The 26,681-nt window shown below is 75.2% G+C and carries 24 protein-coding genes; 11 read left to right on the forward strand and 13 right to left on the reverse strand.

The annotated features are described in order from the left end of the window. Positions 1 to 4: 4 nt before the first annotated feature. Together AC067J_RS10285 and AC067J_RS10290 are read right to left on the reverse strand one after the other, a co-directional pair. Entirely contained in the window at positions 5 to 1,450 is a 1,446-nt protein-coding gene (locus AC067J_RS10285) for an MFS transporter (RefSeq protein ID WP_478297533.1), read from the reverse strand. 333 nt (positions 1,451 to 1,783) lie between these two features. Further along, the gene (locus AC067J_RS10290) at positions 1,784 to 2,371 is read right to left on the reverse strand and encodes a sigma-70 family RNA polymerase sigma factor (RefSeq protein WP_478297534.1); all 588 of its coding nucleotides are present in this window, start codon (positions 2,369 to 2,371) and stop codon (positions 1,784 to 1,786) included. 55 nt (positions 2,372 to 2,426) lie between these two features. On the opposite strand from AC067J_RS10290, the gene AC067J_RS10295 reads away from it, so the two are divergent. Further along, on the forward strand, positions 2,427 to 2,702 hold the full coding sequence (locus AC067J_RS10295; RefSeq protein ID WP_478297536.1) for a zf-HC2 domain-containing protein: 276 nt from the start codon (positions 2,427 to 2,429) through the stop codon (positions 2,700 to 2,702). A gap of 304 nt (positions 2,703 to 3,006) precedes the next feature. Here the strand turns inward: AC067J_RS10295 and AC067J_RS10300 are convergent, their stop codons facing one another. Next, a complete protein-coding gene (locus AC067J_RS10300) occupies positions 3,007 to 3,849 on the reverse strand; it encodes a hypothetical protein (RefSeq protein WP_478297538.1) in 843 nt (280 codons plus the stop codon). Between the two features lie 335 nt (positions 3,850 to 4,184). Between AC067J_RS10300 and AC067J_RS10305 the strand changes: the two genes are divergently transcribed. Next, complete coding sequence (locus AC067J_RS10305; protein WP_478297540.1) at positions 4,185 to 5,546, forward strand: cytochrome P450; 1,362 nt, start codon at positions 4,185 to 4,187, stop codon at positions 5,544 to 5,546. Between the two features lie 92 nt (positions 5,547 to 5,638). On the opposite strand, the gene AC067J_RS10310 is transcribed toward AC067J_RS10305, so the two are convergent. Both AC067J_RS10310 and AC067J_RS10315 read right to left on the reverse strand, forming a co-directional pair. Then, a complete protein-coding gene (locus tag AC067J_RS10310; protein WP_478297542.1) occupies positions 5,639 to 6,355 on the reverse strand; it encodes an MBL fold metallo-hydrolase in 717 nt (238 codons plus the stop codon). A 154-nt stretch (positions 6,356 to 6,509) separates the two neighbouring features. Further along, entirely contained in the window at positions 6,510 to 6,968 is a 459-nt protein-coding gene (locus AC067J_RS10315; RefSeq protein ID WP_478297544.1) for an Lrp/AsnC family transcriptional regulator, read from the reverse strand. Positions 6,969 to 7,088: 120 nt separating this feature from the next. Here AC067J_RS10315 and AC067J_RS10320 point away from each other — a divergent pair, with 120 nt between their 5' ends. Next, the gene (locus AC067J_RS10320; protein WP_478297546.1) at positions 7,089 to 7,718 is read left to right on the forward strand and encodes a LysE family translocator; all 630 of its coding nucleotides are present in this window, start codon (positions 7,089 to 7,091) and stop codon (positions 7,716 to 7,718) included. 21 nt (positions 7,719 to 7,739) lie between these two features. Beyond that, positions 7,740 to 9,206 carry a CoA transferase gene (locus tag AC067J_RS10325; RefSeq protein WP_478297548.1) on the forward strand — a complete coding sequence of 489 codons (1,467 nt, stop codon included), beginning with the start codon at positions 7,740 to 7,742 and terminating at the stop codon, positions 9,204 to 9,206. 145 nt (positions 9,207 to 9,351) lie between these two features. Here AC067J_RS10325 and AC067J_RS10330 read toward each other — a convergent pair whose 3' ends face one another. Continuing rightward, positions 9,352 to 9,951, reverse strand: a complete 600-nt coding sequence (locus AC067J_RS10330) for an HdeD family acid-resistance protein (RefSeq protein ID WP_478297550.1) — start codon at positions 9,949 to 9,951, stop codon at positions 9,352 to 9,354. 237 nt (positions 9,952 to 10,188) lie between these two features. On the opposite strand from AC067J_RS10330, the gene AC067J_RS10335 reads away from it, so the two are divergent. Next, a complete protein-coding gene (locus AC067J_RS10335; protein WP_478297552.1) occupies positions 10,189 to 12,258 on the forward strand; it encodes an NAD-binding protein in 2,070 nt (689 codons plus the stop codon). 93 nt (positions 12,259 to 12,351) lie between these two features. On the opposite strand, the gene AC067J_RS10340 is transcribed toward AC067J_RS10335, so the two are convergent. From AC067J_RS10340 to AC067J_RS10370, 7 genes are all read right to left on the reverse strand, one after another. Continuing rightward, positions 12,352 to 13,131, reverse strand: a complete 780-nt coding sequence (locus AC067J_RS10340) for an enoyl-CoA hydratase (protein ID WP_478297554.1) — start codon at positions 13,129 to 13,131, stop codon at positions 12,352 to 12,354. 191 nt (positions 13,132 to 13,322) lie between these two features. After that, entirely contained in the window at positions 13,323 to 14,378 is a 1,056-nt protein-coding gene (locus tag AC067J_RS10345; RefSeq protein ID WP_478297556.1) for an enoyl-CoA hydratase/isomerase family protein, read from the reverse strand. A 234-nt stretch (positions 14,379 to 14,612) separates the two neighbouring features. Next, a complete protein-coding gene (gene fahA, locus AC067J_RS10350; protein WP_478297558.1) occupies positions 14,613 to 15,833 on the reverse strand; it encodes a fumarylacetoacetase in 1,221 nt (406 codons plus the stop codon). An 89-nt stretch (positions 15,834 to 15,922) separates the two neighbouring features. After that, positions 15,923 to 16,840: a hypothetical protein gene (locus AC067J_RS10355; protein ID WP_478297560.1), complete on the reverse strand. Its 918-nt coding sequence runs from the start codon at positions 16,838 to 16,840 to the stop codon at positions 15,923 to 15,925. Continuing rightward, positions 16,837 to 18,051: a cupin domain-containing protein gene (locus AC067J_RS10360; RefSeq protein WP_478297562.1), complete on the reverse strand. Its 1,215-nt coding sequence runs from the start codon at positions 18,049 to 18,051 to the stop codon at positions 16,837 to 16,839. The genes AC067J_RS10355 and AC067J_RS10360 overlap by 4 nt, the downstream gene beginning before the upstream one ends. Positions 18,052 to 18,190: 139 nt before the next feature. Next, positions 18,191 to 19,405 (reverse strand): 4-hydroxyphenylpyruvate dioxygenase, encoded by a 1,215-nt coding sequence (gene hppD / locus AC067J_RS10365; RefSeq protein WP_478297564.1) that lies wholly within the window; start codon positions 19,403 to 19,405, stop codon positions 18,191 to 18,193. Positions 19,406 to 19,771: 366 nt separating this feature from the next. Then, on the reverse strand, positions 19,772 to 21,166 hold the full coding sequence (locus AC067J_RS10370) for a phosphoribosyltransferase family protein (protein WP_478297566.1): 1,395 nt from the start codon (positions 21,164 to 21,166) through the stop codon (positions 19,772 to 19,774). A gap of 229 nt (positions 21,167 to 21,395) precedes the next feature. Between AC067J_RS10370 and AC067J_RS10375 the strand changes: the two genes are divergently transcribed. The 6 genes from AC067J_RS10375 to AC067J_RS10400 all read left to right on the forward strand — a co-directional run bounded on the left by AC067J_RS10375 (position 21,396) and on the right by AC067J_RS10400 (position 26,642). Beyond that, on the forward strand, positions 21,396 to 22,868 hold the full coding sequence (locus tag AC067J_RS10375) for a sedoheptulose 7-phosphate cyclase (protein ID WP_478297568.1): 1,473 nt from the start codon (positions 21,396 to 21,398) through the stop codon (positions 22,866 to 22,868). Further along, entirely contained in the window at positions 22,861 to 23,625 is a 765-nt protein-coding gene (locus AC067J_RS10380) for a cupin domain-containing protein (protein WP_478297570.1), read from the forward strand. The genes AC067J_RS10375 and AC067J_RS10380 overlap by 8 nt, the downstream gene beginning before the upstream one ends. Continuing rightward, positions 23,622 to 24,035, forward strand: a complete 414-nt coding sequence (locus tag AC067J_RS10385) for a hypothetical protein (protein ID WP_478297572.1) — start codon at positions 23,622 to 23,624, stop codon at positions 24,033 to 24,035. Before AC067J_RS10380 ends, AC067J_RS10385 begins: the two co-directional genes overlap by 4 nt. A 241-nt stretch (positions 24,036 to 24,276) precedes the next feature. Then, the gene (locus AC067J_RS10390; protein WP_478297574.1) at positions 24,277 to 25,404 is read left to right on the forward strand and encodes a 3-dehydroquinate synthase family protein; all 1,128 of its coding nucleotides are present in this window, start codon (positions 24,277 to 24,279) and stop codon (positions 25,402 to 25,404) included. 285 nt (positions 25,405 to 25,689) lie between these two features. After that, positions 25,690 to 26,235 (forward strand): hypothetical protein, encoded by a 546-nt coding sequence (locus AC067J_RS10395; protein WP_478297576.1) that lies wholly within the window; start codon positions 25,690 to 25,692, stop codon positions 26,233 to 26,235. After that, positions 26,232 to 26,642 (forward strand): hypothetical protein, encoded by a 411-nt coding sequence (locus AC067J_RS10400; RefSeq protein ID WP_478297578.1) that lies wholly within the window; start codon positions 26,232 to 26,234, stop codon positions 26,640 to 26,642. Before AC067J_RS10395 ends, AC067J_RS10400 begins: the two co-directional genes overlap by 4 nt. Positions 26,643 to 26,681 lie beyond the last annotated feature (39 nt).

Consider the following 26,681-nt stretch of genomic DNA (forward strand, 5'->3'; position numbering starts at 1 on the left):
GGGGTCACACTCTGCTGCGGATCGTCCGGTTGGTGCTGGTGGCGCCCTTGGTGCTGTCGCCGCCGGTGGCTCCGGCGGCGCGGTTGGTGCGGTGGTGCAGGGTCAGGAGGACGACGGCGAGGACGGCGACGAGTCCGGCGAGCGTGAGCCCGGCCCGGACGCCGGCGACCTCGGTGGCGCCGTAGAGGGTGGCGGCGGTGCCGAGCGCCGGGCCGAGCGCGAACCCGAGGCTGCGGGCGAGCTGGACGGCCGAGCCGGCGGTGGCCATCTGGTCCCGCGGGGCGGAACTCATCACCAGGGCCTGGATCGGCCCGCCGTTGAGGCCCATGCCGGTGCCGGCCAGCGCGAGCCGCCAGGCGATGTCGACCGACGACCACCCGGTGTCCACCGGGACGAGCAGCAGCAGGCCGAAGGCGGTCACGGCGGCGCCGGTCAGCGCGGTCGGGCGGGCACCCCAGCGGTCGGCGAGGCGTCCGCCGAACCGGCCGGCCACCACCATGCCGAGCGGGAACGCCAGCATGGTGAGCGCGGTCCCGGTGGCGCTGACCCCGTCGTCGCGGCGCAGGTACTGGGCGAGCAGGTAGTGGTTGGCGGCGAACCCGGCGGCCAGGGCCAGCACCGAGGCGTTCACGGCGGCGGTGCCGGAGGCCCGCATGACGGCCGCGACCGGCTTCCCGCCGGGCCGGCGCAGCCAGAACAGCGTCAGCGGTGCGGCGGGCAGGACGAGCAGCAGCCAGAGCGGCGCGTCCGGTGCCAGGGTGAGGCCCAGCAGGACGGCGGCCACCGCGGAGCCGATCAGCGCGGCGTCGCCCAGCGAGCTGCGGTCGGGCAGCCGCAGTCGGCCGCCGCGCGGGGCGTCGCGCCGGGTGATCAGCCAGGCGGCCAGGCAGATCGGCAGCTTGACCAGGAAGATCGCCCGCCAGCCGACGTGGTCCAGCAGCAGGCCGCCGATCACCGGGCCGGTGACGGCGCCGAGCGGGCCGAGGGTGGCGGGCACGCTCATCGCCCGACCGCGCAGCTCGGGCCGGACGGCGGTGGCCGCGAGCACCGGCATCAGGACGAACAGCACGGCGCCGAAGGCGCCCTGGGCCAGCCGGGCGGCGATCAGCCAGCTCGCCCACGGTGCGGCGGCGGCCAGCGCGCTGCACAGGGCGAAGCAGCCGACCGAGAAGAGCAGCGCCGAGCGGAGGCCGACCTGGTCCAGCCACCGCCCTGCGGGCAGCAGCAGGGCGACCAGGGGGAGCTGGTAGCCGAGCACGGCCCACTGGGCGGTGGTCGAGGAGACGTCGAGGGCGTCGGCGATGTCGGTGAGCGCGAGGTTGACGACGTTCATGTCGAGCATCGCGACGAACGAGATCAGCCCGGCGGCGACGACCAGGCTCCACCGGTCCTCCGACCGCGCCGGGTCGTCACCCGCCTTGCTGGTGGCGGGCGACTGCTGCGCTGCCATGGGTCATCCTCCGTCCGTTCCCCGTGCCGTTCGGACACCACCTCGGCGGCGGGGTCCGGTACAGCAGTCGGAGGCACGTGAGGGTGAGTTCCGAACAGGTGAGGGATTTTTGTGACTTGGCCGGATCATGACGATCGTGGCCGATCCTGTCCGCCCCGGGCGTGCCCGCTGCCGTTCCGGAGGCTGTTCCGGAAGGCGCTCCGGAGGGTGCCCGGGCGTGCCGGAGGGGGCGTGCGGCACGGGTTCCGGGCGTGCCGGAGGGCGGCGCGCGACGGGGGTTCCGCCGTGCGCCGCCCTCCGGAGGTGCGGCCGCCCTGCCGGGCGCGGACCGCTTCAGCAGGCGGCGGCCAGTTCGGCCTGCGCACCCGGGGGCGCGTCGCCGGTCTCGGCCGCCCGCAGGCGGGCTATCAGCTCCTCCCGGGCCCGGGCGACCCGGGACCGGACGGTGCCGACCGGGCAGCCGGCCACCTCGGCGGCCTCCGCGTAGCTCAGCCCGACCACCTGGGTGAGCACGAAGGCCTCGCGCCGCTGCGCGGGCACCCGGTCCAGCAGGTCGTCGAGCGCCACGCCGTCCTCGAAGCCGGCGGCGGGCGGGGTGCCCTGCCGCTCGGCGGCCTCCTGCCAGTCCGGCAGTGCGGCGCAGCGCGGCCGGGCGGCGGCGGTGCGGTACCGGTCGATGACCGTCCGGCGGGCGATCGACAGCAGCCAGGTGCGGGCCGAGGAGCGTCCGGCGAACCCCGGCAGGCTGCGCAGGGCCCGGAGGAACGTCTCCTGGGCCAGGTCGTCGGCGGACTGCACGTCGGTGAGGTGGGCGACGAACCGCCAGACGTCCCGCTGGGTCGCCCGGACGAATGCCTCGACGTCGGCGGACCGGCCCTCCCGGGCGGTCAGGGCGAGCGCGGTCAGCTGTTCGTCATCCACGGCGGCCTCCCACCCGGGAGGTCGCACTTCGGAAGGGGTGCGGGACGATGGTCACATGAGATGCGCGCAACTCCGTACCGCTCTGTCCGCCCGCCTCGACGGCGAGCCGGCCGGTGTGCCGGACCGTCGGCTGGACAAGCACGTCGCGCGCTGCGCGGCCTGCCGGGAGTGGCTGGAGCGGGCGGAGCGACTGCGCGGCCCGCTGCTCGCGGACGCGGTCGGCGGACCCTCGGAGGAATGGTCGGCGAAGCTCCTCGGCCGCCTCGCGGCGGAGCGGGGCAACGCGGGGTCGGGTCGTCCCGGACAGGGGGACGACGGGCGGACGCGGTAGGACGGTGGCGCCGGACGAGGCCGGTGCGCCGTCGTAGTCAGGCATGGAAGGTCCTGAGGGGAAGACAGGGGCGGTGCCGCTGCGGGCGGCACCCTCGGCGTCGGTGGGCCGGGCGCGCCGACCGGCCCCGCCGGAACGGCGGAGCGGCGGCACGTGCGGACCCGGACCCTGGCGTCGCGGCGGCAGCGGCGGCACTCGGGAGTAGCGGTACTCGGGAGTGCGCGGCGTCCGGCGGCACGGCGCAGGGCGACCTGCCCACCGGGCACCCGGACATCGGCGGAGTCCGGGGGAGTCGGCGGGCGCGTCAGCGGGCGAACGCGAGGGACGGCGGACCGCGTCGGACCAGGGCGTGCGACAGCAGCACCAGGCGGGGCGGCCGAGTCCGGTGGCCGGCGGGTCTGGGCGCGACCGGCGGCCGGAAGCCGACCGGACAGCCGAACAGCGCCAGCAGCGGCACCAGCAGCGCCCCCGCCAGCACCGAACCCAGCGCGCCGAGCAGTTCGAACAGCCGCGCCAGGGCGGCCTCACCGCGCCAGAGCAGCAGTGCGCAGGCCAGCGCGGCCAGCACGTGGGCGGCGATCATGCCGGGTGTCATGCCGTGCGCGGCCATGTCGTGCGCCGCCGCCCCGTGAGCCGCCACACCGTGCTCCGGCACCGCGGCGCCGGCCGCCGCGGACGGGTCGGCCGCACCGGCCACCGTCACCGCGCCGTGGGCGTGGTGCACGGCGGTCGCCGCCGGTCCGGCCGGCGGCACCGCGGGATCGAGCCCGGCCATCCGGGCCAGGTCGTCCGGGGAGAGGCCGGTGGGTGCCGCCTCCGGATTGCAGAGCAGCAGCGAGGCCCAGTCGGTCCCGGCCAGCCGGCCGAACCCGCCGCCCCCGGCGAGCGCGCCGGCCTGTTCGAACGTCAGGTGCAGCGCGGTCTGCGCGGCCACCATCCAGACGCTGATCAGTCCGAGCCCGCGCCGCCGCCCGGCCAGCAGCCAGGTGAGACCGAGGGTGAGACCGAAGGCGCCCGCCAGCACCGGCGGGGAGACCCCGGCGCCGGCCATGGCGACGTGCGCCGTGGCGGCCAGCGCCACGCAGAGCGCGGCGAAGACCACGGCGCGCAGCGAGCGGATCCGGTCGGTCATCACGATGACACTCATCGTCGCACCCGCCTCCGTCGGCCAGTACCGCACCCTCCGGTATTGGCCGGTTCCACCCCCGTCGCGGTGCGTCCGGCCACCTCGGGGGCCGTGCCTCCGGGCAAGCCGTTCGGGCACCACCGCCCTCCGGGAGCGGAGGGAACGGTGGGGCCGGCGGGCGCCGTGCGGTGGCTGGTTCACGACGGTACGGAGGTCCCGGTTGCGACGTCTGCACCTGAATATCCGTTAGTCGCATCACCAGGATGGTTTGACAGCTTCCCTTCCGGTGCGTACTAGATGTGCCCCTGTGATGTGACCCCGGACACATGGGGCGCGAGAGGGGCAGGAGGACAGGCATGAGCACCGCCGCCACACCCGACGCCGATGCCGCACCCGCCGATGCCGCACCCGACGCGGACGCGCGCGACGCGGCCGCACCCGGTGCCCCCGCGGCCGGCGACCCCGCTGCCGGCGACCTCGGCACCGGCCCCGCCGACCTCGCCGACCCCGCGTTCTGGCGGCTGCCCGCCTCCGTCCGGGCCGCCGCCTTCGCCGACCTGCGCCGCCTCCCCGCCCCCGCCCGCTTCGGCGAACCCGCCGACGGCCGCCCCGGACGCGGCTTCCACGCCCTCGTCCGGCACGCCGACGTCGTCGAGGCCAGCCGAACCCCCGCGGTCTTCCTCAGCGGACCCGGCGTCACCACCCCCGAACCGGCGGGATGGGTCCGACTGCTGTTCGGCGACTCCATGGTCAACCTCGACGACCCCCGCCACGCCCAGCTGCGCCGCATCGTCTCCCGGGCCTTCACCCCGCGGCTGATCTCCAGGGTCGAGGACGACATCCGGCGGGTCGCCGCCGACCTGGTCGACCGGGCGGAGCGCGAGCGGCCCGAGGACTTCGTCACCTCGGTCGCCGCCGAACTCCCCTTCCAGGTCATCTGCAACATGATGGGCATCCCCGAGGAGCCCCGCCGCGCCATCCTCGACCAGGTCAACCACGCCTCCGAGCACACCGGCGTGGCCCGCCCGCTGCGCGCCCGCCTCCGGATGCCCGGCCGCGGCCTGCTGGCCCTGGCCCGGATGCAGCGCATGGTCGCCGACCTCGGCCGCGAGCGCCGCCGCCGTCCCACCGACGACCTCGTCACCGCCCTCGTCACCGCCGACGTCGACGGCCGCCGCCTCACCGGCCGCGAACTCGGCGCCTTCTTCTCCCTGCTGCTCGTCGCCGGCGTCGAGACCACCCGCAACGCCCTCGCGCACGGACTCCACCTGCTCACCACCCACCCCGAGCAACGGGCCCTGCTCCTCGGCGACCTCGACCGGCACCTCGGCGGAGCGGTGGACGAGATCGTCCGCCACGCCACACCGATCATCCAGTTCCGCCGCACCCTGGCCGTCGACCACCGGCTCGGCGGGCCCGACGGCCCGCTGCTGCGGGCCGGGGACAAGGCGGTGCTCTACTTCGGTTCCGCCAACCGGGACGAGACCGTCTTCACCGACCCGGACGTCTTCGACATCACCCGCAGCCCCAACCCCCACCTCGGCTTCGGCGGTGGCGGACCGCACTACTGCCTCGGCGCGCACCTCGCCCGGCAGGAGATGAAGGTGCTCTACCGCGAGCTGTTCACCCGCCTGCCCGAGGTCCGCTCGGTCGGCGAGCCGGAGCTGATCCCGTCCAGCTTCGACCACCGGGTCCGGTCGCTGCGGTTCACCTTCTGAACGTCGCTCACGCCGGGACCGCCGGGACCGCCGGGCCCAAGGTCGGGACGGCCTGGGACCGCCGGTCGGGCCGACCGGGCCGTCCCCGCCGGTCAGGCCCGGTCGTCGGCGGGCTCCCAGACCGCGTGGTCGTGCGCGAACAGCACCCGGCGCGGGGCGAGGTCGACCAGCCGGTCCACCCACGCCGGGTACCCGGGCAGCGGCGCCCCGACGATCCCCTCGCGGGCCGCCCGCCGGGCCAGCACCGCCGAGCCGTACTCGAACGCGAAGTCGTACGCCTGGCCGGCCAGCACCACGGTGCCGCCGTCCGGCCCGGTCACCGCCAGCGACTGGTGTCCGGCCGTGTGACCGGGTGTCGGCACCACCCGCACCCCCGGCCAGACCTCGGCCTCCCCGGACAGCTCCCGGTAGAGCGCACCCGGGAAGTCCACCAGCGAGTCGATCGTGTAGTCGCCCGCCCGGGCCGTCGCCAGCTCCACCGACTGCACCAGTACCGGCGTCCCGGCCAGCAGCGGATTGCCCCCGCAGTGGTCGAAGTGCAGATGGCAGTTGACCACCAGGTCGACGTCGCCCGGTGCCACCCCCGCCGCCGCCAGCGCCGCCGACAACGGCCGCCGCACCGGCCGGTAGTGCGCGTCGGTCTCCGGGTCGCCCTCACCCAGCCCGGTGTCGAACAGCAGCAGCCCCTCCGGCCGCCGCACCAGATAGGCGAGCGCCGGTTCCACCCTCGGTTCCGGGCCGCCGGCCTCCGACGCCGGGCGGACGAAGTAGCCGAGATCGAGCCTGCGGATCGCGTACGCGGGGTCCATGCGGGCCTCCTGGGACCGTCTGTGGGTGTTTGAGGTTGCCTGTGTGCCTGAGTGGCTGTGCGCGTGCGTGGCTGTGTTCCGGCGTGCCTGAGGTTGCCTGCGCCGGTGCGTACCGAAGAGCCCGCGCGGCTCCGGCCCGCGGGTGCTCCGGGGCTCAGACGCCGGTCGGGATGCCCCGGTCCGCCTTGACCTGCTTCATCGTCAGGTGGGAGTTGACCTGGGCGATCCCCGGCAGCCCGGAGAGCACGTCCGTGATGAACCGCTCGTACGCGGCGATGTCCGCCACCGCGATCCGCAGCAGGTAGTCCGGCTCCCCGAACAGCCGGTGCGCCTCGACCACCTCCGGCAGCTCCGCCACCCGCCGCTCGAACTCCGCCACCGTGACCTGGTCCTCGTGGCGCATCGTGATCGTCACGAAGGGCTGGAAGCCACGCCCGACCGCCGCGCCGTCCAGCAGCGCCCGGTAGCCGCGGATCACGCCGTCCTGCTCCAACTGCCGGACCCGGCGCAGGCAGGGCGAGGGGGTGAGGTCCACCCTCGCGGCCAGTTCGGCGTTGGTGAGACGGCCGTCCTGCTGGAGCTCGTGGAGGATTCTGCGGTCGATGCGGTCCATGGCGCAACATTCTGCCAAACCACGGCACGTGCGAGCACGAAGTAGCCATCGTGTGCCAGCCCTGTCCGGCTACCTTCAGTGACCGGAACCCGCCCGGCCGAACACGACAGGTCACCTCCCATGGACACCCACGCCCTCCTCCTCTTCCTGGGGGTCGACCTGCTGCTGGTCTGCACCCCCGGCCCCGACTGGCTCTACATAGCCGCCCGCGGCCTCGGCCAGGGCCGCCGCGCCGCGCTGACCGCCGTCGCCGGGGTCTGTGCCGGCTACGCCGTCCACACCCTGCTCTCCAGCGCCGGACTCGCCGCCGCCCTGCGCGCCGTCCCCGCCGCCCTGCCCGTCCTGCGCCTCACCGGCGCCGTCTACCTGCTGGTCCTCGCCGCCACCATGCTGATCGCGCTCCGCCGGGGCCGGGGCGGCACCGCACTCGCCGAACCCCGGCCGCAGCCCACCGCCACCGTGCTGCGCCAGTCCATGCTCACCGCGTTGCTCAACCCGAAGGGCCTGCTGCTCTACCTCTCCCTGGTGCCGCAGTTCGTCGACCCCGCCGCCGGACTCCCGGTCGGTGGCCAGGTGCTCGTGCTCGGCACACTCAACGTGCTGGCCTGCGCCGTCGTCTACGGCCTGGTCGCGCACGCCAGCGGGCGGCTCGGCGGCCGCTTCGGGGCCGACCCCACCGCCGCCCGCCGGATGACGGTCGTCTCGGCGGTACTGCTGATGCTGGTGGCGGGGGTCACGGCGACCGCCTGAGGACGGGAGCAGAATGCGGGCATGACAGACCGTTCGATGCTCACACCGTCCGACCCGGGCTCCGCATCCGGAGCCGCATCCGGAGCCGGCAGCGGCGCCGGAGCCGTCGGGGACCGACCCACCGCCGACGCCTGGGCCGCCCTCGGCGGTCCGGCGCCGCTGCTGGAACGGGTCGCCTTCCACGGCCCCGACGCCGTACTCCCCTCCCGCCTCCCGGTCCGCCGGCTCGCCCGCGCCACCGTCGCCGCCTGCTCCCTGGCCGCCGCCGAACTCGCCGCCCTGCGGACCGGCGGTGAGGGCACCCCCGGTCGGAGGCCGGGGGCGGTACCGGAGGTCCGGATCGACCAGGGCGCCGTCGCCACCGCTTTCGTCAGCGAGCGCCACCTGCGGATCGACGACCGCGCCCCGGTCTCCTTCGCACCGCTCTCCGGGTTCTGGCAGACCGCCGACGGCTGGCTCCGCACCCACGCCAACTACCCGCACCACCGGGACCGGCTGCTCACCGCCCTCGCGCTGCCCGCCGACACCGGGCCCGACCGGCTCGCCGCCGTGCTGCGGGAACAGCCGGCCGCATCGGTCCAGGAGCGCGCGTTCGCGGCCGGGGCGCTCGCCGTCGCCGTCGCGCCGGTCCGGGAGAGCGAGCTGCCCCTGGTCGAGACCCGGATCGTCGACACCGCCTCGCCCCGGCCCCTGGACCCCGCCCCGCTACCCGCCGCCGGGGTCCGCGTCCTCGACCTCACCCGGGTCATCGCCGGCCCGGTCGCCACCCGCACTCTCGCCCTGCTCGGCGCCGACGTGCTCCGGATCGACTCGCCCCGGCTCCCCGAGGCGGAAGACGCCCACGCCGACACCGGCTTCGGCAAGCGCTCCACCCGCCTGGACCTCGCCGAACCGGCGGACCGGGCCGCCTTCGAGGACCTGCTCGCCACCGCCGACGTCGTCGTCACCGGCTACCGCCCCGGCTCCCTCGACGCCCACGGCCTCGCCCCCGAGGCGCTGCTGGAGCGCCGTCCCGGCCTCGTCGTCGCCCAGCTGAACGCCTGGGGCTGGACCGGCCCCTGGTCGGGCCGCCGCGGCTTCGACAGCCTCGTCCAGGCCGGCGTCGGCATCGCCGACATCGAGGCCGGCGCCGACGGCCGCCCCGGCGTACTCCCGGCCCAGGCCCTCGACCACGGAACCGGCTACCTGATCGCCGCCGGGGTCCTGCGCGCCCTCACCGAGCAGCGCACCACCCGCCCCGGCGGACGCCACCTGCGCTTCTCGCTGGCCGGGACCGCCTCCTGGCTGCTGCACGGCATCCCGCCCACTGCCGACCCGCGCGTCCCCCCGAACGGCCAGCCGTACGACCCGGCGCGCTGGATCACCGAGACCGACTCGCCGTACGGGCGGCTGCGCCACGCCCTGTCGCCCGTCGCGTACGAGGGCGCCCCGGCGGGCTGGTCGCGCCCGCCGGGGCGTTGGGGGACGGACGCCCCGCTCTGGCGCTGAGCGCCGGTTCGCCTCGCGTCGCCCCGGGGCGCGCTGCCGTGTCCCGCCGAGCCGCGCCCTGCTCCGGTTCAGTCCGGACCGGGGCCGGCCGGCGGGGCGGGGGGCGAGCAGGGCGGGGCGGGGGGCGAGCAGGGCGGGGCGGGCGTCAGACGCCCGAGGGGATCCGTTTGGCCGTGCCCCGGACCTGGAACGCCGTCACGATCTCGACCAAGCCCAGGATCACCAGCCAGCATCCGGCGAGGATGGTCAGCGCGGTGATCGAACCGACCGGCCAGACCATCAGCAGCACGCCGGCCAGCGTGTTCGCCACACCGGCGAAGGCCTGCCAGCCCCGGGCCGGCATGGACGCGTCCGAGATCACGGCGGCGAGCTGGGTGATGCCCCGGAAGAGCCAGCCGATGCCGATCCAGATCGCCAGCAGCAGCAGTGACCGGGCGGCACTGCGGAAACAGAGCAGGCCGAGCAGCACGCAGATCGCGCCGCTGATGAACGCCAGCACCCGCAGCGCGGTCGTGGCGTGCGTACCGAACGCGGCGACCAGCTGGACGATGCCGATGACCAGCAGGTAGAGGCCGAACAGGACGCCCACCACCAGCAGCGTCTGCTCCGGCCAGACGAACACGATGATCCCGAGGGCGAGCGAGACGAGCCCGGCGACCAGCAGGACCTGCCAGGCGGCCTTGGCGAGCAGTCCGAGCGGGCCCCGTACCGGGGAGCCGTCGGGGGTGATGATCGGGGAGACCACGGTGGCGTCCTCCTGGGGGAGCGGGGCGGGTGGGCGTACCTCTCACGGTCGGGCGGTCCGCGCGGGTCGTCGTTCCTCACGATCTCCGCGCGTGCTGCGCCGCGCCCGCCGGATGCACCCGTTCGGGCGATCGGAGTGCGGGTGACGGGTTCCGGTGACGATTCCCCCGGCCGGTGTTTCCCCTAGGCCATCGGAAGTCCATCTCGACCTCACCTGGCGTCGATATCGTCCGGCGATATGACTTCTGAAGGGTGGGGGACCCCTCCGGTCGAGCCGATCAGTCAGCACTACATCGTCTGCGGCGGAAACGCGCTCGCGCACCGCCTGACGCTCGAACTCGTCGAACACTACGAAGTGCCCGTGGTGGTCCTCGTCCCGGACCGGACCCGCGACCACGCACCGCAGATCGAGCAACTCGACGGGGTCGCCGCCGTCGTCGAGTACAGCAGCGTCACCGAGGAGGCCCTGCGGGCCGTCCGGGTCGAGACCGCGCGCGGCATCGCCCTGGTCGAGGGCAGCGACCAGGAGAACATCCACGCCGCGCTCTCCGCCCAGGGCCACAACCCGGACATCCGCATCGTGCTGCGGATGTTCAACCAGCGGCTCGGCGAGAACATCGAGCGGCTGCTCAGGAACGGCACCGCACTCTCCGGCTCCGCCACCGCCGCCCCCGCCTTCGCCGACGCCGCGCTCTCCCGCCCCAACTCCGTCCAGGTCGGCGACCGCTTCCTGCACATCGCCTACGACGAGGACATCGACTCCAACCGGATCTGCATCGTCGCCGACCAGATCGACCGGCAGGACCTCGGCCGGATCCGGCTGCTGCCCGAACAGGAGGGGGACTCGGCCTCCTTCGTCCGGCTGGCCAGGGAGTTCGGCGACGACGGGCCGATCCGCTCCGGCGCCGCCGCCCGCCGGGCCGCCGGAACCACCGCCGCCGGGAGCTCGGGGACGGCGGGCGCCGGAGAGGCAGGTGAGCCGGCCGCGCCGGGTGAGCCGGGTGAGCCGGGTGATGTGGGCGGCTCGACCGACTCAGGTGACTCGGGTGTCTCGGGTGGGCCCGCCGGGGCCGGGGCCGGGGGCGGGGACGCCGACGGGGCGGAGGGGACCGACGCGGAGGCCGGCGGCGGGGTCGCCGCACTGCAGACCCTGCCGAGCGAGCCGCCGGTCCGGATCGCCTGGTGGCGACGGTTGCGCTGGCGGCTGCTCGACACCCTGCGCTACTTCACCAGCGCCCGGCTCCGGCTGGTGCTGATCACCGCCCTGGCCGCGGTGCTGCTCTCCTTCGGCCTGCTCTGGTACCTCAACCGGGACTTCGGCTGGTCGCTCTACGTCTCGCTGCTCGACCTGGCCGGTGCGGCCCAGCCGGACCAGCCCGCCGACGCCGCCGCCGGGACGGGCACCGGCGGCACCTGGCAGCGGATCGCCCAGGTGGTGATCACCTTCTGCGGCATCACCTTCGCGCCGGTCGCCACCGCCATCATGGTCGAGGTCCTCGCCTCCGGCCGGCGCGGCCAGCCCCGCAATCCGGGCGCGGGCACCCGCGACCACGTCATCGTGATCGGACTCGGCAACGTCGGCACCCGGGTGGTCGCCCGACTGCACGGCCTCGGCGTCCCGGTGGTCGGACTCGAACGCGACCCGCAGGCCCGCGGCATCTCCGCGGTCCGCGCGCTGGGCGTCCCGGTGGTGGTCGACGACGGACCGCTCGCCGAGCAACTGCGCCGGGCCCGGCTGAAGCGCAGCCGGGCCGTCGTCGCGGTCAGCGGCGACGACGCGACCAACCTGGAGGCGGCGCTGGAGGCGCGTGCCGTCCGGCCCGACGTGCGCGTGGTGGTCCGGCTCTTCGACGACAACTTCGCCCACCACGTCTACGCCACGCTGGACAACTCGGCGTCCCGGTCGACCTCCTACCTCTCCGCGCCGGCCTTCGCCGCAGCCCTGATGGGGCGTGAGGTGCTGGGCACGCTCTCGGTGTTCCGGCACGTGCTGCTGATCGCCGAGCTGCGGGCCGAGGTCGGCAGCGGCCTGATCGGCCTGAACCGGCACGACCTGGAGGACCCCGGCGGCGTCCGGGTCCTCGCCGTCCGGCTGGCCCGCAACCCGCAGCTCTACCAGTGGAAGTACGCCGACCGGACCAGGGGGCTGGAGCCGGGCGACCGGATCGTGGTCGCCGCGACCCGCAGCGGACTCGCCCGGCTCAACACGGTTCCGGTGGCCGAGGCCGCGAGTGAGGCCGTGGGCGAGGCCGGTGAGCGAGCGGTGGCCGACGACCGGCGCGACCACCCACCCGTGACCGGCGACTGATGATCACGGCCCACGGGCAACCGGCCGACCGCTGACAGACGACAGATGACAGATGCCAAAGTCTGTCAGCGGTCAGCGGTCAGCTGGCGTCTGTCAGCGGTGCTGGAACGACGCCGGCCGCTTCTCGGCGAACGCCGCCATGCCTTCCTTCTGGTCCGCGGTGGCGAACGCCGCGTGGAACAGCCGGCGCTCGAAGCGGACGCCCTCGGCGAGGGTGGTCTCGAAGGCGCGGTTGACCGCCTCCTTCAGCATGATGCTCGCCGGAGCGGACATCTCCGCGACCTTCTCGGCGGTGGCCAGCGCCTCGGCCAGCAGCTGGTCGGCCGGGACGATCCGGGAGACCAGGCCCGCCCGCTCGGCCTCCTCGGCACCCATCATCCGACCGGTCAGGCACAGCTCCATCGCCTTCGCCTTGCCGACCGCCCGGGTGAGCCGCTGCGAGCCGCCGATCCCGGGGATGACGCCCAGCTTGATCTCCGGCTGGCCGAACTTCGCGGTGTCCGCAGCGAGGAGGATGTCGCAGAGCATCGCCAGCTCGCAGCCGCCGCCCAGCGCGAAGCCGGCCACCGCCGCGACCACCGGCTTGCGCAGCTCGCCGAGCCGGTCCCACGGGCCCAGCCAGTCGTCCAGGTAGACGTCGGGGAAGCGGTTGCCCTGCATCTCCTTGATGTCGGCTCCCGCGGCGAACGCCTTCTCCGAGCCGGTGATGACCAGACAGCCGATCTCCGGGTCCCGGTCGAAGCCGGTGGCCGCGGCCACGACCTCGTTCATCAGCGTGGTGTTGAGCGCGTTGAGCGCCTCCGGCCGGTTGAGCGTGATCAGCCCGACCCGGCCCTTGCGCTCGACCAGGATCGTCTCATAGGTCTCGGTCATCGCCGTTGACTCCCTCTTCCGCTGCTCGCGCCGCCCGGGGCGCGCTCTGAACACCCAACGATCTCCGAACCGGCCCGCCTCGCGCCAGTCTCGCTCCGCGAGACGGTCGTCACGGACCGGACCCCCGGACCACCCCTGGAAACCGCCCCGCCGGCCCGGGGCCCGCTCCCGGCGGCCGCACGGCCCCCGTCTCAGGCCAGGCCCAACTCGTCACCCTCGCGCGGCGCCAGGAAACGCGCCACGTCCTCCTCGGTGACGGCGGCGAGCGAAGCCGGGTACCAGTGCGGGTCGCGGTCCTTGTCCACGACCTGCGCGCGAATGCCCTCGACCAGGTCGTGGCCCTCCAGCGCCGCACAGGAGATCCGGTACTCCTGGTCCAGCACCGCCTCCAGCGACGGCAGCGTGCGGGCCCGGCGCAGCGCGGCGAGCGTGACCTTGACGGCGGTCGGCGAGTTGCCGAGCACCTGCTCGGCGGCCTCCTTCGCCTCCGGGATCCCGCTGCCGAGCAGCCGCTCGACGATCTCCTCGACGCTGTCGGCGGCGTAGCAGTCGTCGATCCACGCCCGCCGCTGCGCGAGTGCGGCGGGCGGCGCCGGTTCGGCGTGGGCGGCCACGGCGGCGGTCAGGGCGGCCACCGTGGTGAGGTCGCCGACGGCGGCGAGCCCGGCGAGCAGGGCCGGCACCTCCGCCGACGGGACGAAGTGGTCGGCGAACCCGCAGAGCAGTGCGTCGCCCGGCCCCATCGTGGAGGAGGTGAGCGCCAGGTGGGTGCCCAACTCGCCCGGGGCGCGGGCCAGCAGGAGGCTGCCGCCGACGTCCGGTGCCAGGCCGATCCGGGTCTCCGGCATCGCCACCACCGAACGCTCGGTGACGATCCGCACCGCGCCGTGGGCGGAGACTCCGACGCCGCCGCCCATGGTGATGCCGTCCATCACCGCGAGGTAGGGCTTCGGGTAGCGGGCGATCAGGGCGTTGAGCCGGTACTCGTCGCGGAAGAACGCGCGGGTGCCGGCCCCGCCGGTCTTGGCGTCGTCGTGCATCGTCCGGATGTCCCCGCCCGCGCAGAGCCCGCGCTCGCCGGCGCCGGTCAGCACCACGGCCTGCACCGCGTCGTCGTCGGCCCAGCCCTCCAGCGCCGCCAGGACGGCCGTGACCATGCCGTGGGTGAGGGAGTTGAGCGCCCTCGGGCGGTCGAGCACGATCCGCCCCACGCCACCGTCCCGGTGGACCTGCACCTCGTCGCTCATCGGGCCCGCTCCCGTCCCTCGTCGGTCCTGCGTCGCTGCTTCGCTGTGTCGCTGCGTCGCTGTGTCGTGGATCCCGGTGGAGACCCCCTGCCGTACCGTACCCGCGCACCCGGCGCCGCCGCACGGCACGAAGGGCGGCGCCGGTGGTTGCGGCGCCGCCCTCGGTGCGGCGGTGGTGAGACGGCTTCAGCGGTGGCCGGGGGCGGCAGCGGCCGGGACGGTGCGGCCGGGGCCCTACGGTGTGACGCGGCCGGTGACCTCGCCGAAGCCGACGACGGTGCCGTCCGGGCCGGGTGCGGTGGCGGAGATGGCGACCTCGTCGCCGTCCTCCAGGAAGGTGCGGGTGGAGCCGTCGGGGAGCTTGAGCGGCTCCTCGCCGTTCCAGGTCAGCTCGATCAGCGCGCCGCGGGTGTCCCGCTCCGGGCCGCTGACCGTGCCGGACGCGAAGAGGTCGCCGGTGCGCAGCGAGGCGCCGTTGACCGTCATGTGGGTGAGCTGCTGCGCGGCCGTCCAGTACATCGAGGCGAACGGGGGCCGGGAGACGGTGTGCCCGTTGAGGCGGACCTCCAGCGCGAGGTCCAGCGCCCACGGTTCGCCGCCGCGGTCGTCCAGGTAGGGGAGCGGCTCGACGTCCCGGGCGGGCGGGGCGACCCGGGCGTGCTCCAGGGCGTCGAGCGGCACGATCCACGGCGAGAGGGAGGTGGCGAACGACTTGCCCAGGAACGGGCCGAGCGGCACGTACTCCCAGGCCTGGATGTCGCGCGCGGACCAGTCGTTGACCAGGCAGACGCCGAACACGTGCTCGCGGAACCGGTCCAGGGTGACCGGCGAGCCGAGCGTCGACGGCGCGCCGACCACGAAGCCGACCTCGGCCTCGATGTCCAGCCGCCGGGTCGGGCCGAAGGAAGGGACGGCGTCGGCGGGCGCCTTGCGCTGCCCGTGCGGGCGGATCACCGGCGTGCCGGAGACCACCACGGTGCCGGAGCGGCCGTGGTAGCCGATCGGCAGGTGCTTCCAGTTCGGCGTCAGCGGCTCCGTGCCGGGGCGGAACATCCGGCCCAGGTTGGTGGCGTGGTGCTCGGAGGCGTAGAAGTCGACGTAGTCGGCGACCTCGAACGGCAGGTGCAGTTCCACGTCCGCGAGCGGCAGCAGTGCGGGCGAGAGCGCGTCCCGGAACGACTCGTCGGTGAGCCATTCGGTCAGGTCGGCCCGCACCTGCGTCCAGGCCGAACGGCCGGCGCCCAGCAGCGGGTTGAGCGAGTCCGCGTCGAGCAGCACGGACGGCGCGCCGGCGGCGCGGGCGGCCGCGCCGGCGTCGAGGACGAAGTCCCCGATCCGGACGCCGATCCGCCGCCGGCCCGGCCGGTCGGCCGCGGTGAAGACGCCGTAGGGCAGGTTGTGCACGCCGAACGGGGAGTCCTGGGCGCTCGCCAGCCAGCTGCGGGGGGTGGTCAACGGTCCTCCTGGGACGGTGAGTCGGGCGACGTGGGTGACGTGGGCGACGTGGGCGACGTGGGCGGTGCGAGCGGTGCGGGCGACGAGGGCTACGGGGCCGGCGACGGCTGCGAGGAGACGGACGGCGCGGCACCTGGTACGGACACCAGGCCGAGCCCGGCCAGGTCGGCCAGCGGCTCGGCGATGCTGCACGTGCCGAACGCCGTGAACGAGTTCCGGATCACCGTAACCTGACGGTCGGTCAACTCGCGCACCGACGCGGCCAGGACCTCGCCGGACCGCTCCGCCAGCACCTCGGTGGCGGCCTTCCGGTCGGTCTCCGCCGCCGCGAGCAGCACGTTCAGGAAGCCGTGGTGCTCGAACCCGGTCACCGGATCGGTGTGCCGGACGGCGTGGTGCAGCCCGGCGGTGCACTTGTACGGCAGACCGCGCTGCGCGCAGCCGGTGAGGAAGCCGGCCAGCTCCTCCTCGTCCGGGAAGGCGCCGGCCACCACGCCGCCGGTGCGGAACTTGGCCCGGTACGGGCTGTCGACCAGCACGTCCAGCACCTCGTCCAGGCCGTCGCCGCGCAGCAGTTCGCGCGGCAGCTCGACGGCGGCCGGGACGGCCGGCGGCAGCAGCAGGTCGAGCGCGGCGACCGCCTCCCGGGCGTCCCTGGTCGCCAGTTCGACCCCGGCGACCTCGAACGGTGCGGCGGCGGCGAGCGCCGGGCCGAGTTCGGAGCTGCCCCCCGGCAGCACCAGCCCGACCCGGAGCACCGGCACGGATCCCTCGGCCGCGCCGTCCGCGGCGCTGTCCGCGGCGCCGTTCGCCGCGCCCGCCAGCTCGCCCAGCCGGCCCGCTCCGCAGAGGAACGGGCCGACCGCGTCGGCGTACCAGGCGGTCCGGTGCACGCGGTGTGCGGGCACCGCCTCGGCGACCGGCAGGTTCCCCGGCGGGAACACCGCCGCGTCGTCGAACAGCCCCCGGAACAGTTCGGGGACGGCGGACTCCGAGGTGCGGTTCACTGCTGCGGCCCCCGACCGGCCCAGGTCCAGGCGTAGTTGGAGTCCTCGCTGGCCCGGCCGCCCTCGCCCAGCTCCAGCGGGCGGAAGGTGTCCACCATCACCGCGAGCTCGTCGAAGAACTCCGCCCCGATGGACCGCTCGTACGCGCCCGGCTGCGGGCCGTGGGTGTGGCCGCCGGGGTGCAGCGAGATCGAGCCCTGGGCGATGCCCGAGCCCTTGCGGGCCGCGTAGTCGCCGCCGCAGTAGAACATGACCTCGTCGCTGTCCACGTTGGAGTGGTAGTACGGCACGGGGATCGACAGCGGGTGGTAGTCGACCTTGCGGGGCACGAAGTTGCAGATCACGAACCCGTTGCCCTCGAACACCTGGTGGGCCGGCGGCGGCTGGTGGATCCGCCCGGTGATCGGCTCGTAGTCCCGGATGTTGAACGCGTACGGGTACAGGCAGCCGTCCCAGCCGACCACGTCGAACGGGTGGTGCGGCACGGTGTACCGGGTGCCCGAGATCCCGTTCGGACCGCGGTGCTTGACCAGCACGTCGACGTCCCCGTCGCCGTCCGCCGCGGTGTCGGCCAGCAGCGGGCCGGACGGGCCGCGCAGGTCCCGCTCGCAGTAGGGCGCGTGCTCCAGCAGCTGGCCGTACTTGGAGAGGAAGCGCTTCACCGGGGTGATGTGGCTGTTCGCCTCGATGCAGTAGGCGCGCAGCGGCTCGTCGCCGGTCGGCAGCCAGCGGTGGGTGGTCGCCCGGGGGATGATCACGTAGTCGCCCTGGCCGACCTCCAGCGTGCCGAAGACCGACTCCAGCGTGCCGGTGCCGGACTCCACGTACACGCACTCGTCGCCGAGCCCGTTGCGGTACAGCTCGCTCGGCGCCCCCGCGGCGACGTACGAGATCCGCACGTCCCCGTTGCCGAGCACCAGCCGGCGCCCGGCCACGACGTCCGCCGACTTCCAGTCCTGGCCCGCGAACAGCTCGTGCAGCTTGAGGTGGCGGGGGAGCAGCGGGTGGTTGGGCACCGTCGACTGGTCCGGCAGCTCCCACGGCACCGCGTTCACGACGGCCGAGGGGATGCCCCGGTGGTAGAGCAGCGAGGAGTCCGAGGAGAACCCCTCCTCACCCATCAACTCCTCGTAGTACAGACCGCCTTCGGGCGTGCGGTGCTGCGTGTGCCGCTTGGGCGGGATGCTGCCCAGCTGCCGGTAGTGCGCCATCGTCCTGCTCCTCCCAGACCTTCCTACGGCTCAGCGGTGACCGGTTCCGCGGAGCCGGTTCCGCGATGGCCGGCCGGCGGGGTGGCGCCGGCCGGCGGTTTCCGGCCCGGCGGGGTGACGCCGGGCCGGGGCGGCCGCCTCAGAGGTTGCCGCGGCGGTCCTGCTCGCGCTCGATGGCCTCGAAGAGCGCCTTGAAGTTGCCCTTCCCGAAGCCCAGCGAACCATGCCGCTCGATGAACTCGTAGAAGACGGTCGGACGGTCGCCGATCGGCTTGGTGAAGATCTGCAGCAGGTAGCCGTCCTCGTCCCGGTCGACCAGGATGCCGCGCTTCTTCAGCTCCTCGATCGGCACCCGGACCTTGCCGATCCGCTCGCGCAGCTCCGGGTCGTCGTAGTACGAGTCCGGGGTGTTCAGGAACTCCACCCCGCGGGAGCGCAGCACGTCCACGGTGGTGAGGATGTCGTTGGTGGCCAGCGCCATGTGCTGGCAGCCCGCGCCGGTGTAGAACTCCAGGTACTCGTCGATCTGCGACTTCTTCTTGGCGATCGCCGGCTCGTTGAGCGGGAACTTCACCCGGTGGTTGCCGCTGGCGACGACCTTGGACATCAGCGCGGAGTAGTCGGTGGCGATGTCGTCGCCGACGAACTCGGCCATGTTCACGAAGCCCAGGACCTTGTTGTAGAACGTGACCCACTCGTTCATCCGGCCGAGCTCGACGTTGCCGACCGCGTGGTCCAGCGCCTGGAACAGCCGCCGCGGCGAGCCCTCGGGGTGCTTCACCTTGCTCTCGGCGACGACGAAGCCCGGCAGGTACGGGCCGTGGTAGCGGGACCGGTCGATCAGGGTGTGCCGGGTCTCGCCGTAGGTGGCGATCGCGGCGCGGCGCACGGTGCCGTTCTCGTCCGACTCGTCGTTCGGCTCCTCCAGGACGGTCGCGCCCTGGGCGCGGGCGTGCGCGATGCACTTGTCGACGTCCGGCACCTCCAGCGCCAGGTCGACGACGCCGTCGCCGTGCCGGCGGTGGTGGTCCAGCAGCGGGCTGTCCGGGGCGACGCCGCCCGTGATCACGAACCGGCAGGAACCGGAGCGCAGCACGTAGGCCTTGCGGTCGCGGACGCCCGTCTCCGGGCCGGAGTAGGCGACCAGCTCCATGCCGAAGACGACCTGGTAGAACTGGGCCGTCTGGGTGGCGTTGCCCACGACGAACACGACGGCGTCCTGCGCGGTGACCGGGAAGGGGTCGGTCGCGGGGTCGTGCTCGACGAGGCCGACGAGGCGGCGCAGCTGATCGGCGTCGAGACCGGCCTCGCGTTCCTCGGGGGTGAGCTCAAGGGCGTGGGACTGCGGGGTCATCGGTCGTTCCTCCACATTGAGGCCTCGGCATTGAGGCATCCGCTTGAGGCGGCCGCGCCGCGAAGGGTGGGTGCGGGTGCGGCTGAGCGGAGAGCTTGCTCCAGTCGGGGTGGTTGGGCAACAGGTCGGATTTCCACTGTTCAATGTGTACAAGGTGATCAGGAAATCCCTGGCCCGGCTGTGCAGAATGCTCGGTGGACCGGGAGGGTTTCACGAGTTCTGCGTAACGCGCGCTCCGGCCGGTGCGCCGGCCCGGAGCGCCGGTCCGGGCCCGGCGGAGCGACCGGTGAAGGCCTGGTCAGGGGCTGCTTCGGGGGTGGGTCCGGGCCGGTGCGGCAGCTGCCCCGGCCGCCGCCTCCGGGGCCGTCAGGGCGGCGCCAGGTGGTCGAGGAACCAGTCACGGGCCAGTTCGGCGACCCGGTCCAGGGTGCCCGGCTCCTCGAAGAGGTGACCGGCGTGCGGCACCACCGCGAGCTCACTCTCGCAGCGCAGCTGCTCGCGCGCCCGTCGGTTGAGGTCGATCACCTGGCCGTCCCGGGCGCCGACGATCAGCAGGGTCGGCGCGGTGACGCGGGCCAGCTGCCCGGCGCCGGCGAGGTCCGGCCGCCCGCCCCGGGAGACCACCGCGCGCACGTCGTCGCCGAGCCGGGCGGCGGTCCACAGCGCGGCGGCGGCGCCGGTGCTGGCACCGAACAGGCCGAGCGGGACCGCCCCGCCCTCGACGCCGTCCCGGGAGGGGAGGTCTGCGGGCAGGTCGGTCGGCAGATCGGAGGGCAGGTCGGCGAGGAGGTCTGCGGAGAGGTCTGCGGGGAGGCGGCGGGCGACGTCGGTCAGCCGGGTGCCGAGCAGATCGACGTCGAAGACGTTCCGCCGGTCCGCTTCCTCGTCCTCGGTGAGCAGGTCGAAGAGGAAGGTCGCCAGCCCGGACCGGTTGAGGAACGCGGCCACGTGCCGGTTGCGCGGGCTGTGCCGACTGCTGCCGCTGCCGTGCGCGAACACCACGAGACCGCGCGCCCCGGAGGGCACGGTCAGCCGGCCGGACAGTCGGACGCCGCCGGCCGGGACGGTCAGGTCGCGGTCGGGGCCGACGGCTGCGCGGCCTGTGCGGCCCGAGTGGGTGGCCTCGGCGAGGTGGCGGAGGACCTCGGCGTCCTCGGTCTGGCTGAAGTCGGTGTAGAACTCACCGATCGCGAAGAACGGCGACGGCGTGCCCACGCAGACCAACTCGTCGGCGACGTCGTCCAGCCGGTCCGTCCAGTCCTCGGGGGCCACCGGGACGGCCAGCACCACCCGGGCCGCGCCGCGCGCCCGGACGATCAGACAGGCGGCCCGCGCGGTCGAACCGGTGGCGATGCCGTCGTCGACCACGACCACCGTCCGCCCCCGCAGGTCCGCGGCCGGCCGTCCGCCCCGGTAGCGGCGGGCCCGGCGCTCCAGCTCGGTGCGCTCCCGGGCCTCCACGTCGGCCAGTTGGCCGGGGGTGACGCCGGCCAGGCGCAGCACCTGGTCGTTGAGCACCCGCACCCCGTCCTCGCCGATCGCCCCCATGCCGAGCTCCGGCTGGTACGGGACACCGAGCTTGCGGATCACGCAGATGTCGAGCGGGGCGCCGAGGGTGGCCGCCACCTCGGCGGCCACCGGGACCCCGCCGCGCGGCAGGGCGACCACCACGGTGCCGGGTCCGCGCAGATGGCCCAGGAGTGCGGCCAGCCGGCGGCCCGCGTCGGTGCGGTCGGGGAAGTGGGTTCCGGTGACGTGCATGGTGCGGCCTCCGGCTTCCACCGTACGTCGCCGGGGTGGCGGGGCGGCGGCGTGATGGGGGCCGGGGGAGCGGGGTGGCGGGGTGGTCCCGGGTGGGGCCGGGACACGGATGGGCCCGGTCGCCCGTGTGACCGGGACGGCGGGCAGGACAGCGTGGAGACCGGTACGGCCGCCCGTCCTGCGTCCGGCCGTACCACCCGACCCGCCGGATCGCGCGAAGGAGCCCCCTGTGTCCATCCCCCATCCCCAGCACCATGCCGCCGAGGCCGCCCGCACCGCCCGAGGCGTCCACGCCGACCTTCCGGTCGCGCCTGTCGCGCCGGTCGTGCCGGGACCGCACGCCGCCGGCCGGCACGCCGCCGGTCCCGACGCTGCCGGCCCCGAACCCGGCGCTCCTGACACGGCCGGCCACGGCCCCGGCCCCGGGCCCGCGGACCCCGAGCCGGTGGCCCCCGACGCCGCGGGCCGGCACGGCGCGGGCAGGTCGGCCCCCGGGCTGCACGCCACCGGTGACCCGGCGAGCGGCGCCCCGGCCGCGGGCTGGACGGTCGCCACCGCGCTTCCCGTCAGCTACCGGGTCCGCTTCACCCCCGGCGTGCTGGACCCGCGCAATCCGGCGCTCGCCCGGGCCGGCGGACCGCCCGGGCGACGGCTCGTGGTGGTCGACGCCCGGGTGCACGAGCTGCACGGTCACCGGCTCCACCGCTACCTGACCGCCCAGGGCGTCGAGTACGAGGCGCTGGTCCTGCTCGCCCACGAGCAGGTGAAGACCATGGATTCGGTGTTCCAGGTCGCCGACCGGATGGACGCGTTCGGCATCTCACGGCGCGGCGAACCCGTCATCGCCATCGGCGGCGGCGTACTGACGGACGTCGTCGGCCTCGCCTGCAGCCTGTACCGCCGGTCCACCCCGTTCGTCCGGGTGCCGACCACACTGATCGGTCTGGTCGACGCCGGCGTCGGCGCCAAGACCGGTGTCAACCACGGCCGGCACAAGAACCGGCTCGGCACCTACCACCCAGCCGTCGACACCCTGCTCGACCCGGCCTTCCTGGCCACCCTGGACCGGCGGCACCTCGGCAACGGGCTCGCCGAGATCCTCAAGGTCGCGCTGATCAAGGACCGCGACCTCTTCGAACTCCTCGACCGCTACGGCCGGGCCCTCCTCGACGAACGGTTCCAGGGCCCGCGCGTCGCCGCCGCGGTGCTCGGCCGCGCCGTGCACGGCATGCTGCAGGAACTCCAGCCCAACCTCTGGGAGCACCGCCTGGAACGCCTCATGGACTACGGCCACTCGTTCAGCCCGACCGTGGAGATGCGCGCCCTGCCCGAACTGCTGCACGGCGAGGCGGTCTGCGTCGACATGGCGCTCACCACCGTGGTCGCCCAGCGGCGCGGGCTGCTCGACGCCGCCCAGGGCGAACGGATCCTGCGGCTCATGCGGCGGCTCGAACTGCCCGTCTGGCACCCGCTGGTCGAGCCGCTCACGCTCGGCGAGGCGCTCGCCGACACCGTCCGGCACCGCGACGGGCGGCAGCGGCTGCCACTGCCGTCCGGGATCGGCTCGGGAGTCTTCGTCGACGACCTGGACGCCCGCGAACTCGCCGAGGCGGCAGGCCGGTTGCGCGCCTGGTCGACGGCGGAACGCTCGCGGCCGGGGGCGGCGGCGCAGCTGTGGGAGGGGAGTGGGACCCGTGCGTAGCGCGGTCGTGGTCGCGGACACCGGCGCAGCGGCCGCCGTCCACGGGGTGCACGGCGCGGCCGGGGTGACCCAGTGGGCCTGCCTGGCCCGCCGTGTGGGGCTCACCGGGGCCTGGGAGGCCGTGGAGTGGGCGTGCGTTCCGGCCGGCGGGGTCAGCGGCGAGCACCTGCACACCCGGACCCGCGAGGTGTACGTGCTGCTGACGGGGGAGGGAGAGGTGACCCTCGACGGCCGGCCGTACCCGGTCCGGGCCGGTGACGCCGTACTGACGGCGGTCGGCACCCGGCACGGGCTGCGCAACACGGGCGCCGGGCCACTGGAGTGGCTGGTGATCGAACTGCCGGCCGGACCGCCGCCGGAGGAGCCGGTGGAGGAGCTGGCGGAAGGGGCGGTGGACGGGGCGGGGGAGCCCGGGTGGGACCGCGGTGGCGGGCGGGTCGGCAGCACGGTGATCACCGACCTGCGGCGGGCCGGCCCGCTGGACCCGTCCGCGGTGATCGGCGGGCCGCTACGCCTGCTGCACCACACCGAACTGGCGCCCGGCCGGCGGACCGACCTCGTGGCGGACGGCGTGGAGCACACGCTGTTCGTCACCGGTGGGGGCGGTCGGACGAGCGTCGGGGGCGTCCGGGTGCCGCTGCGCCCCGGGACCGCGGTCACCCTGCCGCACGGCACGGCGGCCGGTCTCGCCGCCGGGCCGTCCGGACTGGCCTACGTGCACGCGGAGTTGGTGCTTCCGGGCGGTGAGCGGCGATGATCGTCACCGGCGTCGGCGGGCCCCGGCTGCTGCTGGGCCCGGGTGTCCAGCGGATCCGCACCCGCTGCCTCGCCCGGCGGGGCATGCTGCACAGCGAGTGCGAGGCGTTCGAACACGTTCAGCTCGGCCCCGGCGTCTGCTACGACCTCGCCGGACGCGAGGGCACCGAGGCCGCCTGGTACGTGCTGCGCGGCCCGGTGGCACTGATCGACTGCCCCGAGCAGCCGCTGCGCCTGCTCGACCGCGGCGCCCTCGTCCTCGCTCCGCGCGGGGAATCCGTGCACCTGCACGGCGGGCCGCTCGGTGCGGAGCTGCTCTGCCTCACCGTTCTGCCGGCGCGAGTCAGCGGCGCGCTGCCGGAGCGGCGGCCGGAGGTCGCCGGGCCCGCGCCGACGAGTGCTGACAACTGACAGATCTCAGATTCTGCCAACCGTCACCCGTCAGCCGTCAGCCGTCAGCCGTCAGGCGCCGGCCACCGTCGCCGCCGAATTCCTCCCGGCGCTTCCCTCCCGGGGTGCCAGGACGGGCCCGGGCCCCGGTCGGGACACGGCCCGGACCCGGTCGGGGCGTGAACAGGCCCGACGGCTCAGGCGCCCGGGGCCGCGGGCGCCGCACGGTGGGTCCATGAGCCCGATCGGGAGGAGGCCCACCATGCGTCGCAGCGTCCGGCTCGACCGGCGGATCCAGGCCGGTGCCGCGAGCATCGTCCTGGCGGTCCGCAGCGGCGAGCCGTCCTGGGCCGAACTCGGCGAACGGCTCGCCGGGTTCGCCGCCGACCGCTTCGTCCTCGTGACGGACGGCACGGCATCCGCCGACCACCTGGCCCGGGTGCGCAGTCTTGCCGCCGCCCAGGCCCCCTGCACGGTCCACGACCTACGGGACGGCCCGCTCCCGGGCGGCTCCGCCGAGACCGGCCGGACGGTGCTCATCGCCGTCGGCGGTGAGCGCGCCTGCAGCGCCGCGGCCGACGTCCGGGTACCGACCGACCTCGCCACCGCCTGCGGGCCGGCACTCACGGTGCCCCGCCCGGGCCCGGCGGGCCCCGGTGGTGCGAACGCCGCCCGCACCGCGCCCGCCCTGGTCTGGGTCCGCGCGGACCTGCTCGCCGCCCGCCCGGTCCCGGAGACCCGAGCCGGGCTGGTCGCTGTCATCCGCCACGTCCTCGCCGTCTGCCCGGCCCAGTACGGGCTGCTGGCCGATGCCCTCGACCCCGGGGCCCGGTACGGCGAGCAGGCCGTCACCGCGCTGGTCGCGCTCTGTGCGGACGCCCGCGCCGCCCTGGTCTGCTTCGACCCGTACGAGACCGGCCCGGCCCTCGCGCTCGGCTACGGCCGGAGCCTCGGCCGTGCCCTGCGGGCCGTCACCGGCCCGGCGCTCGCACCCGGCGATGCCGACGCCCTGGGTCTGCTGCTCGCCGCCCGAATCGCCTTCCAGCTCGGACTGTTGGACGGTGCGGCCACCTGGGCCCACTGCGAACTGCTGGCCCGGAACGGCTCGCCGACCGCCCTGCCCGCCGGTGTGGACCCGGACCGCCTCGTCGCCGCCGTCGCCGATGCCGGTGACCCCGGTCTGCTGCTGCTCGCCGGTCTCGGTCAGCCGCACTGCGCCGACGGACGGCTGCTCAGCACCGTGGGCGGTGCCGTGCTGAGGGCCGCGGCGGAGAGCCTGGGCGGCTCGGCCGCCCTCCCGCACAGCCGGGCCGCCGTACCGGAAGTACTGCCCGCCGGGGACGCGCTCGACGCGCTGCCCGTCCCGGAGGCGCTGTGCGTCTCCGGTTGAGCGGCCGCACGGCCCCGGCACCGGCCCCGGCACCCGGCCCCGGCACCCGGCCCCGGCACCCGGCCCCGGCACCGGGCCGGGGCGGGGTGCCGGGCCCCTGCCGTGCCGGGCCCGCCCCGGTCCCGCAACCCCCGGGACCCCGGGACGGGCGCCGTCCGCGGGCCCGGCCCCGGGAGGGAGCAGGACGGGACCGGGCTCCCGTGCGACCGGGACGGCGGGCGCCACATCGTGGAGGTCAGAAGCGGCCCGGCCACGGACCGCCGGACAGCAGAAGGAGTCCCCGTCATGACGGGCACCGTCATCACCGACCTCCGCCGACGCGGCGCGGTCGACCCCAGCCGGGTGCTGACCGGACCGCTCCGCGCCGTCGGTCTGCAGTGGCTCGACCCGGGCCGCAGCGCCGAGGTCGCCGCCGAGGGCGTCGAGCGCGCCCTCTACATCACCGCCGGTTCGGGCACCGCCACCGCCCCCGGGTCCGAGGCGTCGACGGTTCCCGACGCAGGGATCCCGCTGGTCGAGGGCACCGCCCTGACGCTGCCGCTCGGGGCGTGCACCGTGCTCACCGCGGGCACGGCCGGCCTGGAGTACTTCCACGCCATCCTCGCCGTCGCCGGCCACCCGGGCGGTGCCACCGCCCACCCGGCCGCCGAGCGCCCCGGCACGGAGCGCCCCGGCACGGAGCGCCCCAGCACGGAGCGCCCGGCCCACCCGACCCACCCGGAGACCCGCGAGTCCCGGGAACGCGGCGACCGCCCCGGCAGCCCGGCCCGCCCGGGCGAACCGGACCACCCCGAGAACCCCCCGAGCCCGAAGGGAGGCGAGCCCCGGTGATCGTCACCACCGCGACGGCCTCGGCCGCCGTCATCCTCGGTCCGAACGGCGAGCGCGTCCGACTGCGCTGCCTGGCGCGCCGCTCCATGCTGGTCAGCGCCTGCGAATCCTTCGACCACCTGCGCCTCAGCCCCGGCGCCCACCACACGCTGGAGGGGGAGCCGGGGACGGAGACCGTCCTCTACGTGCTGCGCGGCTCCCTGCTCATCGGCCAGACCGCCGACGAGCCGGACCACCTGGCCGTCGACGGCGATCTGCTGCTGGCGACCCGGGGCCGTTCACTCCGGCTGGAGGCCGGCCCGGTCGGCACCGAGGTGCTCTGCCTCAGCCTCGCCGCCGCCCGCCGCACCACCGCGACCAGGGAGTCCCTGGCCCGGCGGCGCGCCGAACGACGGACCCGCCCGTGACCGGCCGCCCCACCGAGCCCGTGCCGGTGCCCGAGCCGG

Source organism: Kitasatospora sp. NPDC042419, from assembly GCF_056437345.1.

Excerpts from the sequence above, each read along its gene's own strand:
- AC067J_RS10390 (WP_478297574.1), top strand. The coding sequence starts at position 24,277 with ATGCGTCGCAGCGTCCGGCTCGACCGGCGGATCCAGGCCGGTGCCGCG.
- AC067J_RS10325 (WP_478297548.1), top strand. The coding sequence starts at position 7,740 with ATGACAGACCGTTCGATGCTCACACCGTCCGACCCGGGCTCCGCATCC.
- AC067J_RS10395 (WP_478297576.1), top strand. The coding sequence starts at position 25,690 with ATGACGGGCACCGTCATCACCGACCTCCGCCGACGCGGCGCGGTCGAC.
- AC067J_RS10385 (WP_478297572.1), top strand. The coding sequence starts at position 23,622 with ATGATCGTCACCGGCGTCGGCGGGCCCCGGCTGCTGCTGGGCCCGGGT.
- AC067J_RS10320 (WP_478297546.1), top strand. The coding sequence starts at position 7,089 with ATGGACACCCACGCCCTCCTCCTCTTCCTGGGGGTCGACCTGCTGCTG.
- AC067J_RS10370 (WP_478297566.1), bottom strand. The coding sequence starts at position 21,166 with ATGCACGTCACCGGAACCCACTTCCCCGACCGCACCGACGCGGGCCGC.
- hppD (WP_478297564.1), bottom strand. The coding sequence starts at position 19,405 with ATGACCCCGCAGTCCCACGCCCTTGAGCTCACCCCCGAGGAACGCGAG.
- AC067J_RS10315 (WP_478297544.1), bottom strand. The coding sequence starts at position 6,968 with ATGGACCGCATCGACCGCAGAATCCTCCACGAGCTCCAGCAGGACGGC.
- AC067J_RS10335 (WP_478297552.1), top strand. The coding sequence starts at position 10,189 with ATGACTTCTGAAGGGTGGGGGACCCCTCCGGTCGAGCCGATCAGTCAG.
- AC067J_RS10360 (WP_478297562.1), bottom strand. The coding sequence starts at position 18,051 with ATGGCGCACTACCGGCAGCTGGGCAGCATCCCGCCCAAGCGGCACACG.
- AC067J_RS10305 (WP_478297540.1), top strand. The coding sequence starts at position 4,185 with ATGAGCACCGCCGCCACACCCGACGCCGATGCCGCACCCGCCGATGCC.
- AC067J_RS10285 (WP_478297533.1), bottom strand. The coding sequence starts at position 1,450 with ATGGCAGCGCAGCAGTCGCCCGCCACCAGCAAGGCGGGTGACGACCCG.
- AC067J_RS10345 (WP_478297556.1), bottom strand. The coding sequence starts at position 14,378 with ATGAGCGACGAGGTGCAGGTCCACCGGGACGGTGGCGTGGGGCGGATC.
- AC067J_RS10340 (WP_478297554.1), bottom strand. The coding sequence starts at position 13,131 with ATGACCGAGACCTATGAGACGATCCTGGTCGAGCGCAAGGGCCGGGTC.
- AC067J_RS10300 (WP_478297538.1), bottom strand. The coding sequence starts at position 3,849 with ATGAGTGTCATCGTGATGACCGACCGGATCCGCTCGCTGCGCGCCGTG.
- AC067J_RS10310 (WP_478297542.1), bottom strand. The coding sequence starts at position 6,355 with ATGGACCCCGCGTACGCGATCCGCAGGCTCGATCTCGGCTACTTCGTC.
- AC067J_RS10295 (WP_478297536.1), top strand. The coding sequence starts at position 2,427 with ATGAGATGCGCGCAACTCCGTACCGCTCTGTCCGCCCGCCTCGACGGC.